At 62.9% G+C, this 13,291-nt stretch carries 13 protein-coding genes; 8 read left to right on the top strand and 5 right to left on the bottom strand.

The annotated features are described in order from the left end of the window. The first annotated feature begins 18 nt into the window (after positions 1 to 18). Both DQG19_RS09250 and DQG19_RS09245 read left to right on the top strand, forming a co-directional pair. A complete protein-coding gene (locus tag DQG19_RS09250) occupies positions 19 to 1,392 on the top strand; it encodes a lactate utilization protein B (RefSeq protein ID WP_116125970.1) in 1,374 nt (457 codons plus the stop codon). After that, the gene (locus DQG19_RS09245) at positions 1,382 to 1,948 is read left to right on the top strand and encodes a lactate utilization protein C (protein ID WP_116125969.1); all 567 of its coding nucleotides are present in this window, start codon (positions 1,382 to 1,384) and stop codon (positions 1,946 to 1,948) included. The genes DQG19_RS09250 and DQG19_RS09245 overlap by 11 nt, the downstream gene beginning before the upstream one ends. Before the next feature lie 84 nt (positions 1,949 to 2,032). On the opposite strand, the gene rplS is transcribed toward DQG19_RS09245, so the two are convergent. Next, positions 2,033 to 2,380: a 50S ribosomal protein L19 gene (gene rplS / locus DQG19_RS09240; RefSeq protein WP_116125968.1), complete on the bottom strand. Its 348-nt coding sequence runs from the start codon at positions 2,378 to 2,380 to the stop codon at positions 2,033 to 2,035. 249 nt (positions 2,381 to 2,629) lie between these two features. Between rplS and DQG19_RS09235 the strand changes: the two genes are divergently transcribed. Continuing rightward, on the top strand, positions 2,630 to 3,025 hold the full coding sequence (locus tag DQG19_RS09235; protein ID WP_116125967.1) for a DUF4783 domain-containing protein: 396 nt from the start codon (positions 2,630 to 2,632) through the stop codon (positions 3,023 to 3,025). On the opposite strand, the gene DQG19_RS09230 is transcribed toward DQG19_RS09235, so the two are convergent. Genes DQG19_RS09230 through hemH form a run of 3 tightly spaced genes read right to left on the bottom strand, consistent with a single transcriptional unit; the run spans position 3,005 to position 5,744 of the window. Then, positions 3,005 to 3,991, bottom strand: coding sequence for a glycosyltransferase family 9 protein (locus DQG19_RS09230; protein WP_232826470.1), 987 nt, complete (start codon positions 3,989 to 3,991; stop codon positions 3,005 to 3,007). The genes DQG19_RS09235 and DQG19_RS09230 overlap by 21 nt on opposite strands. Positions 3,992 to 4,035: 44 nt before the next feature. Then, positions 4,036 to 4,665 carry a dethiobiotin synthase gene (gene bioD, locus DQG19_RS09225; protein WP_116125965.1) on the bottom strand — a complete coding sequence of 210 codons (630 nt, stop codon included), beginning with the start codon at positions 4,663 to 4,665 and terminating at the stop codon, positions 4,036 to 4,038. Next, a complete protein-coding gene (gene hemH / locus DQG19_RS09220; protein ID WP_116125964.1) occupies positions 4,662 to 5,744 on the bottom strand; it encodes a ferrochelatase in 1,083 nt (360 codons plus the stop codon). Before hemH ends, bioD begins: the two co-directional genes overlap by 4 nt. A gap of 73 nt (positions 5,745 to 5,817) precedes the next feature. Between hemH and DQG19_RS09215 the strand changes: the two genes are divergently transcribed. The 5 genes from DQG19_RS09215 (at position 5,818) to hemA (ending at position 11,546) form a co-directional block, all read left to right on the top strand. After that, entirely contained in the window at positions 5,818 to 6,579 is a 762-nt protein-coding gene (locus DQG19_RS09215) for a hypothetical protein (protein ID WP_116125963.1), read from the top strand. A 297-nt stretch (positions 6,580 to 6,876) separates the two neighbouring features. Further along, positions 6,877 to 7,944: a tetraacyldisaccharide 4'-kinase gene (lpxK, locus tag DQG19_RS09210; protein WP_116125962.1), complete on the top strand. Its 1,068-nt coding sequence runs from the start codon at positions 6,877 to 6,879 to the stop codon at positions 7,942 to 7,944. A 52-nt stretch (positions 7,945 to 7,996) separates the two neighbouring features. After that, a complete protein-coding gene (locus tag DQG19_RS09205) occupies positions 7,997 to 9,307 on the top strand; it encodes a 1-acyl-sn-glycerol-3-phosphate acyltransferase (RefSeq protein ID WP_116125961.1) in 1,311 nt (436 codons plus the stop codon). Between the two features lie 3 nt (positions 9,308 to 9,310). Further along, on the top strand, positions 9,311 to 10,240 hold the full coding sequence (locus tag DQG19_RS09200; protein ID WP_116125960.1) for a calcium/sodium antiporter: 930 nt from the start codon (positions 9,311 to 9,313) through the stop codon (positions 10,238 to 10,240). A gap of 70 nt (positions 10,241 to 10,310) precedes the next feature. Then, complete coding sequence (gene hemA, locus DQG19_RS09195) at positions 10,311 to 11,546, top strand: glutamyl-tRNA reductase (RefSeq protein ID WP_157974414.1); 1,236 nt, start codon at positions 10,311 to 10,313, stop codon at positions 11,544 to 11,546. Positions 11,547 to 11,565: 19 nt separating this feature from the next. Here hemA and DQG19_RS09190 read toward each other — a convergent pair whose 3' ends face one another. After that, the gene (locus DQG19_RS09190) at positions 11,566 to 13,137 is read right to left on the bottom strand and encodes a hypothetical protein (RefSeq protein ID WP_116125958.1); all 1,572 of its coding nucleotides are present in this window, start codon (positions 13,135 to 13,137) and stop codon (positions 11,566 to 11,568) included. Between the last annotated feature and the right edge of the window lie 154 nt (positions 13,138 to 13,291).

Raw genomic sequence — 13,291 nt, 5'->3', positions numbered from 1 at the left:
CGGCCGTATCTTTCCCCTATGACCCACGCCAAACGCGCCGCCGACTTTTTACGGAACGAATCCCGGGCCAACTGGCACGACGAATCCCTCTGGCACGTCCGCTCCAAGCGCGACACCATCATCGCGGGCATCCCCGAGTGGGAAGCCCTGCGCCAGCTCGGATCCGACATTAAGGACAACGTACTCAGTAATCTCGATACCTACCTGGAAGCGTTCGAGCGGCAGGCTACGGCCAACGGCGTCACCGTACACTGGGCCGCCGACGCCGCGGAGCACAACCGCATCGTACACGGCATTCTCGAGCGGCACGCCGTGGACCGGATCGTCAAGTCGAAGTCCATGCTCACCGAGGAGTGCCACCTCAATACCTACCTGGAAGAGCAGGGCATCGAGGTGGTCGATACCGACCTGGGCGAGCGGATCATTCAATTGCGCAAGGAGCCGCCGAGCCACATCGTGATGCCCGCCATCCACCTGAAGAAGGAAGAGATCGGGCAGCTCTTCCACGAGCAGCTCGGCACCGACGCGGGCGCCAGCGATCCCCAGTACCTCACCGAAGCCGCGCGACAGCACCTGCGCGAAAAGTTCCTGGCCGCCAAGGCCGCCATCACGGGCGTCAACTTCGCGATCGCGGAGACCGGCGGCATCGTGGTGTGCACCAACGAGGGCAACGCCGACATGGGCGTCCACCTCGCCCCCGTCCAGATCCACTGCATGGGCATTGAGAAGGTCATTCCCCTGGCGGAGCACCTGGGTGTCTTCACGCGCCTGCTGGGGCGGAGCGCCACGGGGCAGCCCATCACTATTTATACCAGCCACCACCACCGGCCGAAGCCCGGGGGAGAGATGCACGTGGTGATCGTTGACAACGGACGCACCAAGCAGCTCGGGCGGGAGGATTTCCGCAACAGCCTCAAGTGTATCCGTTGTGGCGCCTGCATGAATACGTGCCCGATCTACCGCCGCAGCGGGGGGCACAGCTACGACCATACCATTCCCGGCCCTATCGGCAGTATCCTGTCTCCGGGGATCGACCTGAAGAAGCACGGTGATTTGGCTTTCGCCTCCACGCTGTGCGGAAGCTGTTCCGACGTCTGCCCGGTCAAGATTGACATCCACGACCAGCTGTACAAATGGCGGCAGATCGTCAGCGAGGAGGGGCACCTGGAAAACGGAAAGCGACTGCCCCTGCTGGGGGCCGGCGCGGTACTCAGCCGCGACGGGGCCTACAACTTCATGGGAAAGGCGGCCCGCGTGGCCCTGAAGCTGGCGCCCCGGGCCCTGGTGTACAACCGCTTCAATCCCTGGGGGGAAACCCGCGAGCTTCCCGAAGTCCCCGGGGAAAGTTTTAAGGAGTGGTACGCGAACCAACGAAAAGACCATGAGCAGTAAAGCAACCATCCTGGCCGGCATCCGCGCCGCCAAACCCGGCCCCCGCCCCCTGCCGACCCTTCCCCCCGACCCGCCGCCGGCTCCGGAAGAGTGGGAGGAGGCCTTTCGCACGGTCCTCGCCGCAAGCAAGACCACCTTCGTCGAGGCCGGGGAGCTGGCTGCTTACGTCGCAGCTACCGGAGCCGAGACGGTGGTCTCGACCCTGCCGGGCCTGGAAGGTAACCTCGACGTCACGGCGATCGACGACCCCCTGCAGCTGGCGGGCGTGGACCTGGCCATCCTGCCCGCCCGCATCGGAGTAGCCGAGAACGGTGCACTGTGGGTGAGCGAGGCGGAGTGTGTACACCGCGTCCTTCCCTTCATCACCCAGCACCTGATCCTGGTACTGGACCGCGAACTGCTCGTCGGTACGATGCACCAGGCCTACCGGCGGGTACAGATCGACGCCACCGGCTTCGGGGTGTGGATCGCCGGACCAAGCAAGACGGCCGATATCGAACAGAGTCTCGTCATCGGGGCGCACGGGGCCCGCAGCCTGGTGGTCTGCCTGCGGTAAACCGGCTCACGAACCAACGGAAAAAGCCCGCTTCCCCCATCGGAGGAAAGCGGGCTTTTCAGTGGCCGGAAGAACGAAAACGTGCTAGACGCGACGCTCCTTGATCCGGGCCTTCTTGCCTACGCGATCGCGGAGGTAGAACAGGCGGCTGCGGCGCACCTTGCCGTTCTTGACGACGGTGATCTTGTCGATGCTGGGGGAGGACATGGGGAAGATACGCTCAACACCTACGCCGTTGGACATCTTGCGCACGGTGAAGGTCTTCGTGAGGCCTTCACCCTTGATCTGGATGACGTCACCCCGGAACTGCTGGATCCGGGACTTTTCTCCCTCGGTGATGATGTAGTCGACCACGATTGTGTCACCGGCGCGGAAGGCGGGGTAGTCTTTCTTTTTGCTGACTTGTTCGTGTACGAAGGAGATGGCGTCCATGGCTGCTTTAGTTTTGACCGCTCGTTGCGGCCCGCAAAGGTAACAATCTTTTAGGGAAACCTCCAACCGGATCGGCCGACAATTTCTGCGCGGGCGGCGGCGGGGGGATAGAACGGCAACTTCACTCATATGTTAAACTACTAATGTGCCCGGTATGTCGCACGTTTCCCCCGTACGCGTTACTTTAACGTCATCTTATTAACCCAGCACACCGAACGGGCGTTTTACCGTTCACCATTCTTCAGCAGTATGAACGCTTTCCTCATCATCCTGGCCGTACTTTTTTCGCCCCTCGTGGCGGGAGACTCGGTCCACGCCCAATCGCTAGGCACTATCACGCAGGCGCTAGGCAAGGGCGATACGGAAGCCCTGGCCTCCCTGATGGACAACGAGGTGGAACTGAGTCTCCTGGAGGATGAGAACCTGTACTCCCGCGATCAGGCCAAGCAAAAGCTAGCGGCCTTTTTCGCCTCCAATGCGCCCTCCGGGTTCAGTCAGGTACACCAGGGTTCCTCAAAGTCCGACAACGCGGAGTACTGCATCGGTAATCTTTCCACCAGCAACGGTGCCTTCCGCGTCTACATTTACGTGGCCAAGCAGGGCGACCGGATGGTTCTCCAGGAACTACGCTTCGACCGCGAGTAGCGCCGCCCGCGCGATCGCCGGCAGGTCTTGTTCGCGCATGCACCGAAAATGGCCCTGCGGACAGCTCGCGTATCCGATCTTGGAGCAGGGCCGGCAAGCCAGTCCGTTCACTTCCGCAATACGGTAGTCGGGACCCTCCGGCAGGTAGGGGTACATGCCGAGTGCGGGTACCGTATTCCCCCAAACGCTAACGATGGGCCGCCGAAAGGCGGCGGCAACGTGCATTAGCCCCGTATCGTGGGTGATCACCGCGGCGGCCTGCCGCACCAGGTCCGCCGACCCGTTCAGGGAGTATGCTCCGCAGCCGTTGTGTACGTGGGGTCCCGCCGTGCGCAGGCGCTCCCCGAGTTCGGCTTCGGCGGGTCCCCCCAGCAGTACCACCGGCACGGTAAGGCGGGTACAGATCTCCCGCAGCTGGTCCTCTTCCAGGCACTTCGTGGCGTGGGCCGCCCCGATCACGAAGGCGACGAAGGGGTATGCCGGGGCTTCCACCGCCTCGCCGGGTCCGATGAAGTAATCCAGCCCCCCGCCGTCGTTGGTCACCCCGAGGGGGGCGGCCGCGGCGAGGTACCGGTCTACGATATGCCGCCGGGGCATCCGGTCGATGCCGAACCTCGTAAGCAGAAACTTCCGCAGGTTGAGCTTGTCGAAGGTCGAGGTGCGGGGCGGCCGCCGGCCGCGGAGCAGGGCGGAGGTGGTCAGCTGCCGCTTGAGCAACAGGGTGCGGAGGTTGCCGTGCAGGTCGATCAGGTGGGTGAAGCCTTCGGTCCGGAGGGCGCCGGCTACCTCGCCGAGGTCCCGGTCGATGGTCCAGAGCCGGTCGACGTACGGGTTGTGAAGCAGGGTGGGGGCGAAGGCGGACTTGGTCAGGAAATGTACTTCGGCCCCGGTCTGTTGCTTGACGCAGCGGATGACCGTGCTGGTGAGCACGATATCACCGATCGACGAAAAACGAACGATCAGCACCTTGGGAGGATGTTCCGGAGCGGCGATGGGAAGAAATTATACGATCAGACGAGCGGCAAGTTAAGCCGCGTACGCCCCACCAGCTCGATGAGCGAGGTGAAGTTGAGTTCGAAGAGTTCCGGCAGCGTAGCGATGACGGGCACCTGGCCGAACTTGCGGATGATGCGGGCCGACTCCGGATTGTTCCCGCCGCTAAAGACGATTCCTGCCACGCGCAGCCCGCGGTGCCGCAGTACATCGATGCTCAGCAAGGTATGATTGATGCTGCCCAGGTAGTGGCGCGAAACCAGGATCACCGGCAGTTTCAGGTGGGAGGCGAGGTCGGCCATGCATTCGTCCTCGTTGAGGGGCACGAGCAAGCCGCCAGCTCCCTCCACCAACAGGGGCCGTTCCGTAGCGGGCAGGGTGAAGTCCCGGACGCGGATCTCGAGCTGATCCAGCATAGCGGAGTAGTGGGGGCTCGCCGGCGTCCGCAGCCGGTAGCGTTCGGGAAAGTAGCGTTCGGGGGGTAGGCCGGTCAGCGCGCGCACGCGGTCCGAGTCGCTGTTGTCGAGGTCGCCGGCCTGCACCGGTTTCCAGTAATCGGCACCGAGGGCGAGTTGCAGGAAGGCGCTGACGACAGTCTTCCCGACGCCGGTGCCGATGCCGCTAACGAAGTAGGCCGGTGTGTTCATGCTACGGCTTCACGGGTTTCTGAGCGGATCATGGTAACCAGTGCGTCGATCCAGCGGGGATCGTCGTTGAGGCTGGGTACCAGGTCGATGCGTTCCCCGCCCCACTTGTGAAACTCCTCCTGGTACTCCACCCCGATCTCGATGGTGGTTTCCAGGCAGTCGGCTACAAAGGCCGGGCTGAAGCAGAGTATCTTTTTAGCACCACGTTCCTTGGCCCATTCCTCCAGCACGTCGATGGTGTAGGGCTTGGCCCAGTCGTCGAAACCGAGTCGACTCTGGAAGCTGGTGGTGTAGCGGTCCGCGGCCAGCCCGAGTTCGGCGGCAATGGCGCGGGTGGTGGCGTGGCACTGGGCGCTGTAGCAGAATTGGTTGACGCGCGAGATGCTGCCGCAGCAGTTGTCCTGTACGTAGCAGTGGTTGCAGTCGTCCGCCTTCTTCAGCTGCCGCTGCGGCAGACCGTGGTAGCTGAAGATGATGTGGTCGTAGCGGTCAAGATCGCCCAGGTCACGGGCGTTATCGGCAAAGACCCGGATCAGGTCGGGCTGCTCGTAATAGCTGTTGACCAGTTGTACGGGCGGGATGGTCTGCTGCCTGGAGAGGATACGCATCACCTCCTGGTGCACCGAACCCGTAGTGGCGCTGGCGTACTGCGGAAACAGCGGAAACACGAGGATACCGGACACCTGCTCGGCCAGTAGCTCGTCGAGGGCCGAGGCGATGCTCGGGGACTGGTAGCGCATGGCGAGCCGCACGGCGTAGTCCTCCCCCAGGGCCTCGGCGACCCGTTCGGCCACTACCTCTCCGTAGTACTTGAGGGGGCTGCCGTTCTCCGTCCAGAGCTCCTGGTACAGTTTCGTGGAGCCGCCGGCCTTGAAGGGGTTGACGATGCCGGAGCGCACCGGCGCGATGATGCCCCGCACCAGCAGTTGCTGGGCAACGCCGGGCAGGTTGTCGATCACGCGGGGATCGGTAAGGAACTCGCCCAGGTACCGGTTGACGGCCGCCGGGGTGGGGGCGTCCGGCGTGCCGAGGTTGACGAGCAGCACGCCCTGTTTACCGTAGTGCGACTGGAGGGGCATAGAAAATCGATTATTAGGGTGTGCACAACTAACCCCGGAGGCGGCGTACGGTTGTATCCGGAAACCTGCCGTTATGTCTGCCCCCGCTTCCCTCCGCTACTGGCGTATCGCCCTGCTTGTCGTCTTTCTGCTGGTGCCCATCGCAAATTACCTCCCGATCGTTCTCGACATTTCCCAGGACCGCTTCACCAACGGTACCGAAACCCGGATCGACGCGGCGGGCTATGCCTTCAGCATCTGGGGGGTGATTTTCCTCGGAATGATCCTCTTCGCGGCCTTTCAGTTCCGCACCCCGCGGCATACCGTGCACCTGGTGCGTGCCATACGCTTCCTGGTGGTGGCCGGGTTGGCGAGTATTGCGTTCGTGCCCATCAGCTTCGGAGCCAACTACCTGTGGGGGGCGGTGGACCTGCTCTGGCATCTCGTGGCCCTGCTCGGTGCCTATGTGGCCCTGCGGGCGCACGTCCGCGAGGTAGGGCCGCCCGCCTACGGCTGGACGTGGTTCGCGCCCTCCATGTACCTTGGCTGGATCAGTGCGGCTACCGTTATTTCCACCGCGTTGGCGCTGCAGCAGGTCGGCGTCACCTTCGCTCCGCCTACCGAGGTAGCCGTTGCCACCGGGCTGGTGGTGGTCCTCACCCTCCTCGGCATCTACCTAGGCCTGCGTCGCGACGGCATCTACGCCTTCACCGTAGCCTGGGCGCTGGTGGGCGTGGCCGTCGAGCAGCAGGATGCTGCCCTCATCTCCTGGGCGGCGAGCGCGGGTGCGATGTGTCTGGTCATACTGGGGGGCGCTGGCTTACTATCCCGGCGCGATTTCTTCTACGCTACCTGATTTCCGGCCGTGCCGTACCGCTTCACCGGTCGCGTTATAGTGGAGGGGGCTCGGTGATTGGGGGAAGCCCCCCCGCTTACCTGTACGTACAGTAACGCCCGCCTTCCGGGGTTGCGCTCGGGCCAGAGGCCCTCCCCGGGTAGAGGGCCTCCGGCCCGATGGCCGCTATGGTTCTTTTTGATCGGGCCGGAGGCCCCCAACCCGTACCTGCACGATCCAGGCGCAGAATCATCCGCCGGTACGCCGAGACAGATGAAGGGCCGTACCGTACTATTGTGTCTCCGCACCCCGAACCGTATGGTCCAGTCCACCTTAGCCAAACTGCTGCTCGCCCCCGTTTCCCTGCTCTACGGTGCCGGGGTGGGCTTTCGCAACTGGGCCTACCGCCGGGGCATCATGCGGGGCATCTCGTTTTCGGTGCCGGTCATCAGCGTGGGCAACCTGTCGGTGGGCGGCGCGGGTAAGACGCCCCACATCGAGTACCTCATCCGGCGGCTGGACCCCTACCTCAACCTGGCTACGCTGAGCCGGGGCTACCGCCGCAAGACCCGGGGCTTTATGGTCGTGCGGCCCGACATGACGGTCGAGGAGGTGGGCGACGAACCCCTGCAGTACGCCCGCAAGTTCCCCGACGTGCTGGTCACCGTCGCCGAGGAGCGCGCCTTCGCCATCCCGGAGATCGTGGGCCGGCGGCCGGACATCCAGCTGGTGCTGCTCGACGATGCCTTCCAGCACCGCGCCGTAAAACCCGGCCTCAACATCCTGCTCACCCAGTACGAGCTACCCTTCACCCGCGACTACCTCCTGCCCAGCGGCCGGCTGCGGGAATGGCGCAGCGGCTACGAGCGGGCCGACATCATCGTCGTAAGCAAGTGTCCGCCCGACCTCGACCGCGCCGCCGCCGACGCCCTGGTGGCCGAGATCGACCCCCTGCCGCACCAGCGGGTCTTCTTCAGCTATTACGCCTACGCGGCCCCCTACTACCTGCTGGATCACCGCTACCGGCTCCGCATGGAGGAGGGCATCGACGTGCTGCTCATATCCGCGATTGCCAATACCGACTACCTTCTCCGGCACCTGCGCGCCGCCGCCCGCACCGTCTACAGCCTCGAGTACGCCGACCACCACTACTTCTCGGGTACGGACATGGACAACCTGCAGCGCCGCTTCGCGGAACTGGGGGGCAAGCACCGGGCCATCATCACGACCGAGAAGGACGCTACGCGGCTGCTTGCCTTCCGCGACTTCATCGAGGCCGAGCGGCTGCCGGTCTTCGTCCTGCCGGTAGAGGTGCGCTTCCACTTCGGGGAGGGGGAGGCCTTCGACGGAATGGTACGCGACTACCTGCTCGATTTCCGGGCGTGAGCGGAGGGACTTAGATTATACCTACTTTGCAGCCCCCTTTTACGCCATCGCCATGTCCCAACCTTTTTTCTGGGTACTCCATTTTTTGAGCCGCTGGATGCTGCGGATCTTCTACCCATCCATGGAGACGGAGGGCGTAGCCAACGCCAACCACCCCGGCCCCACGCTGCTCTGCGGCAACCACCCCAATACCTTAGCCGACCCGCTGATGGCCGGCATTCACCTGGATCACCAGACCTACTTCCTGGCCAACGCCGGACTCTGGCTCAACCCCGCCATGGCCTTCGTGATCGACCCTTTCTGTATCCCCGTGGCCCGGCCCAAGGATAAGGAGGCCGGTGCCGACAAGGGCGGCAAGGACGAGGTATTCAACCGCACCTTCCAGGCGCTGGAGAACGGCAAGATCATGTACATCGCCCCGGAGGCCTACTCCGAGCTGGAACGCCGCTTGCGGAAGATCAAGGCCGGGGCCGCCAGCCTGGCCCTGGAAGGCGAGTCGCGCAACGACTGGAAGCTGGGCGTAACCCTGCAGCCCGTCGGCGTAAATTACGAGAGCCCCACCACGGCCTTCAGCCGCGCCTTCGTCCGCTACGGCGAGCCCATCGTGGCGGCCGAGTGGCGGGAGGCCTACGAGAAAAGCCCGATGCGGGCCGTGCGCGGCCTGACCAACCTGCTCAGCGAGCGCATGGAGGACCTGCTCATCCAGACGCGCAACAAGGAGGAGGAGCGCTGCCTGCGGCGCATCGAGCGCAGCGTACAGCACGACCACCCGCTCACGGTCTCGGCGCACCACTACCGCACGAAGGCCATCCTCGCCTGGCTCCGCAACCTCGACGACGCGCAGCGCGACCGGCTGTTCACCCTGGCCGCGAGCTACGACGGCCTGCTCCGCGAAGACGGCCGCCTCGACCTGGCCTTCAGCGACCACCCGCGCCGCCGCCCCACGGTGGCCCTGCTGCTCGGTCTGCCGCTTTTCCTCTACGGCTGGCTCAACCACCTGCCCTGGCTCCTGACCATTCGGGGCATCTGGAACGCGCTGGGCATAGACCGCGGCTACAAGGCCACCTTCCAGACCCTGGCCTCGTGGTTTCTTGTGCCGATCTTTTACCTGCTGCAGACGCTGCTGTTCAACTGGATCTACCCGGAAGGTATCGGCTGGCTCTACCTGCTGAGCCTGCCGCTGTCGGGACTGTTCGCCCTGCGCTACTGGGTGACCTACCGCCCCTTCTGGATCGCCCGGCTCCACGGGAAAGGACCCCACGGTGACCGCCTGATTGAACTAAGGGGGGAGCTAATGGGTACACTGGCCGCGTGGGAGGTCCCGCTCACCGCGGATACGCCCGCCGCCCCCCGCCCCGCCTAGCCTATGGAATTAGTGATCCAGATCGCCATCTTCGTCGTCGCCATCGCCGTCCTCCTGTGGTCGAGCGACCGCTTCGTGGAGTCGGCCGAGCGCATCGGGCTTTCCCTGGGCATCAGTCCCTTCATTATCGGGGTGACCATCGTGGCTTTTGGTACGTCGCTGCCGGAACTGGCCACCAGCATCGTGTCGGTACTGGAGGGGGCCAGCCAGATCGTAGTCGGCAACGTGGTCGGCTCCAACATCACCAATATTGCGCTGGTGCTGGGCCTCACGGCGGTAGTGGTGCGGAACATTGACCTGGAATACAACCTGTGGCACATCGACATCCCCTTCCTGTGGGGCAGTGCCTTTCTGCTGTACTTTGCGGTGATGGACGGCAGCCTGTCGTTCTTCGAGTGCTTCCTCTTCCTCTGCGGCATCGTGATCTTCCTGGCCTACAGCCTCAAGGACCAGGAGCGCCCCGACAAGGAAGACCGGCCCGCGTCGAGCTGGAAGGATTACCTCTACCTGCTGCTGGGCGGTGCGCTGGTCAGCGTGTCGGCGACCTACGTGATCTCCGCCATCACGGCCATCAGCACCCTGCTGGCGATCGCGCCCACGGTCATCGCCCTGTCGGCGGTGGCGGTCGGTACCAGCCTGCCGGAGGTAGCGGTGAGTCTGGCGGCGGCGCGCAGGGGCAAGGCCTCCATCGCGGTAGGCAACGCCCTGGGTTCCAATATCTTCAATACCTTTATTGTCATGGCGGTGCCCCGATTTTTCGGCCCGCTGGTCATCCCCGACAACATCATAGACGTTTACCTTCCACTGATGATCGTTATGACGATCCTGCTTGGTGTTATGAGCAACAACCGCAAAATAACCCGGTGGGAAGGCTACGTTTTACTCCTGTTCTACGCCTGGTACTTCTCGGCGATCATTCAGGAGGCAGGGTAGCGCAGAACTACGAGACCCAGACTAATTCTACCCCTGCGTGACAGAATCCTTTTTTCCGTAATTTATCTTTGTGGCCGTTTCGACCCCATCTATGCTGCAGCATTTCCACATTTTAACGCTGACCCACCGTAATGCCAAACTCAAGGAGATTGGTGAGCTGGTGGCTGCGTTCGAGGGCCAGGACGGTTTGCGTGACCGCCTTACCCGGTTGAAGGACCGCGGTATGGTGGACGAGGTATTTTATGCCTCCACCTGCAATCGCCTGCTGCTGCTGTTCACGACCGAGCGGACGATTGACGATTCCTTCAAGCGCGAGTTGCTGGCCGAGCCCGTCCCGGGCCTGGAGCACCTGCGCCACCTGGCCGGACTGCGTGCCATCAAGCATCTCTACGAGGTGGCGGGATCCATCGATTCCCTAGTGGTGGGAGAGCGGCAAATCCTGGGCCAGCTGCGTGAGTGCCAGGAACGCTGCCGGTCCTGGGGCCTGATCGGCGACGACCTCCGGATCATCACCAACCAGTCCGTCCTAGCCGCCAAGGACATTTACGCCAATACCCGCATCGGGGAAAAGTCGGTGTCGGTGGTGTCCCTAAGTATGCAGGAACTGAAGCGCCACGCCCCGAGCCGCAAGTCGCGCATCCTGCTCGTGGGGGCTGGACAGACCAACGTACTCGTGACCAAGTTCCTGCGCAAGCAGGAATACACCAACGTGACGGTCGCCAACCGTACCCTGGAACGGGCCGAGCAACTGGCCGCCGGTTTCCCCAACGGTCACGCCCTGCGCCTGGCCGACCTGGACACCTACCGCGGCGGCTTCGACGTGCTTTTTGTGTGTACCGCCGCCGCTCAGCCGCTGATCACCCCCGAACGGCTTGCCGCACTGCTGGGCGAGGAGTCCGCCACGGGCAAGATCATCGTGGACCTCGGCGTGCCCGCCGACGTGGCCGAAGCCACGGTGCAGGCCTACGACTTCACTTACATCTCCATTGAGCACCTGCGGGTGCTGGCCCAGGAGAATATGGACTTTCGCCGTCGGGAGATCGAGCTGGCGCAGGCCATCGTCGAGCGTCACCTCGAGGAAACCGAAACCCTCTACCAGACGCGCCTCATCGAGCGGGCCATGTCGCACGTGCCCCAGCGGATCAAGGAGGTGCGCCACACGGCCGTCAACAAGATCTTCCGCAAGGAGCTGGCCGACCTCGACCCCGACACGCGTGAGCTCATGGACCGCATGATGCTGTACATGGAAAAGCGCTGCATCGGCATTCCCATGCAGGCCGCCCGCGAGGCCGTCCTGCGCGTCTGATCCCGTACCTGAACTGGTTTTAACCTTCGGCTGACTCCTCGAGTGCGTGCTGCTCGGCGAACTGCCGCCGGATGACGTCCTGTACGGAAATGCCGTCGATCTTGGCTTCCAGCCAGCTGGGAATGTCCAGGTAGGTGAAGGGACGGGATTCGAAGGGCTTCTGCGCAACGCGGTCGAGCCGCTGCTTGAGCGAGATGAACTCCTCCCGGAGGTCCTCCTCGCGGATACGGGGGATGCGCCGCAGGAAGCGGAAGATGATCTGCTGGGTCTCCTGGAGGTGCTCCACCTTGGACAGGAAGCGGTAGACGCTCTTCACCTGGTATTCCACGAGTTGTACGTTGCCCATCTCGAAGTGGCAGATCAGGGAGAGGATCCGGGCGTAGGCCTGGATGTCCGAGCGGTAATTCGGACTGCGCTGGTTGATGATCAGGTTGAGGTAGTCGATGGCCGTATCGTTGTCGCCGCTGCCGAAGTAGAGGCAGGCGATACGGTAGTAGAAAACCATGTGGCGGTGGTCGTCCCAGTTGTAGCGGTTGTCCCCGATCACCTCCATGATCTGGGGCACGAGTCCGAGGCCCTCCGTGAAGGTGCCCTCCATATAGTGGCGGCGGATCTGGTGGTCGAACTGGTAGAGGTGGTAGAGGCCCGCGACGTTGACGTTGTTGGTGAGGTCGAACTGGTGGGGAAAGAGGTCGAGATTGTGGAGTTCCGCGATGAAGCGGTCGTACTGCCACATGTTGAAGAGGTTCGCCAGGTGGTTGTGGACGCCCTTGAGGTAGAGCGGGGCGTTGACCTCGATCATTTTGGGGTGCTCCCGGAACAGGTCGACCCAGCGCTGGGTATAGCGGTGGCAGAGGGGAAATTCCTGGCGGATCAGGTGCATCCAGAGGTAGCTCTGGCAGTAGTAGATCTTGCCCCAGAAATCGAGGTCCTCAAAATTGGTATCCGGGAGGTTGTCCTGAAAGAAGGTGCCGACGGCCGCGTATTCTTCTTCGCTGCTGACCAGTCCCTCGGTAAGGTAAAGGCCGTAGAGTCGCAGGGACAGGTTAGAGAAGGCGTTGGAGGCGTCGATCTTGGCGGTGAGCGACTCGCATTCGCGGCTGAGCTCCTCGGCCCGGCCCTCGATGCTGCGGGTGATGTACTGCCCTTCGATGAGTTTTTCGAACTGGGCGGTTTCGAGGGCGATGGTGTGCGACTCGATCTCGACGGCGCGTTTTTTCGTCTTGTCCAAGACATCCAGGGCCTGTCGGTACAGCCCCTTGTTGTAGAGGATCCGCGCGTAGTCCAGATTTTCGCGCAGGGTGATTTCGTCGTCCTTGTTGCGGTTGAGGAGGCGAAGACTGGTGAGCAATTGTTTGTAGAGGTGGGCCTTGAGGTTGCTTAGCTGCGACTTTTTGATACCTTCGATGCGCTTTAGCAGATAGGCCTCATCGTACTCTCCGGTGCGCTCGAGAATGTCGAACAGCTGAAGGAACAGAATCTCGGTATTAGCCTGTTGGTTACGCCGGACGAAAAGCCGGAAATGACGCTTCTCCGCGCGGTTGAGCGAGGCTACCAGCTTGAGTAAGTCGTCCGTCTTCTGCTTAGGCATTGTATAAACTGTTTCAGTAAGGTCTTGGGTGCCAAAGCATTACAGAACTTTTGCCGGGGCACCCTTGTACCATTACGGGGGATAATGTAAGGTCGTGGTCCCCGGTAATGTCCGGGGAAGCATTAATTTTATGTGATCGACGACGTTCTGTTTA

The sequence above is a fragment of the Lewinella sp. IMCC34183 genome (assembly GCF_003390915.1).
GTDB lineage: Bacteria > Bacteroidota > Bacteroidia > Chitinophagales > Saprospiraceae > Neolewinella.
This window is presented reverse-complemented; position numbering and strand designations above follow the sequence as displayed.

Excerpts from the sequence above, each read along its gene's own strand:
- DQG19_RS09250 (WP_116125970.1), top strand. The coding sequence starts at position 19 with ATGACCCACGCCAAACGCGCCGCCGACTTTTTACGGAACGAATCCCGG.
- DQG19_RS09245 (WP_116125969.1), top strand. The coding sequence starts at position 1,382 with ATGAGCAGTAAAGCAACCATCCTGGCCGGCATCCGCGCCGCCAAACCC.
- rplS (WP_116125968.1), bottom strand. The coding sequence starts at position 2,380 with ATGGACGCCATCTCCTTCGTACACGAACAAGTCAGCAAAAAGAAAGAC.
- DQG19_RS09235 (WP_116125967.1), top strand. The coding sequence starts at position 2,630 with ATGAACGCTTTCCTCATCATCCTGGCCGTACTTTTTTCGCCCCTCGTG.
- bioD (WP_116125965.1), bottom strand. The coding sequence starts at position 4,665 with ATGAACACACCGGCCTACTTCGTTAGCGGCATCGGCACCGGCGTCGGG.
- hemH (WP_116125964.1), bottom strand. The coding sequence starts at position 5,744 with ATGCCCCTCCAGTCGCACTACGGTAAACAGGGCGTGCTGCTCGTCAAC.
- DQG19_RS09215 (WP_116125963.1), top strand. The coding sequence starts at position 5,818 with ATGTCTGCCCCCGCTTCCCTCCGCTACTGGCGTATCGCCCTGCTTGTC.
- lpxK (WP_116125962.1), top strand. The coding sequence starts at position 6,877 with ATGGTCCAGTCCACCTTAGCCAAACTGCTGCTCGCCCCCGTTTCCCTG.
- DQG19_RS09205 (WP_116125961.1), top strand. The coding sequence starts at position 7,997 with ATGTCCCAACCTTTTTTCTGGGTACTCCATTTTTTGAGCCGCTGGATG.
- DQG19_RS09200 (WP_116125960.1), top strand. The coding sequence starts at position 9,311 with ATGGAATTAGTGATCCAGATCGCCATCTTCGTCGTCGCCATCGCCGTC.
- DQG19_RS09190 (WP_116125958.1), bottom strand. The coding sequence starts at position 13,137 with ATGCCTAAGCAGAAGACGGACGACTTACTCAAGCTGGTAGCCTCGCTC.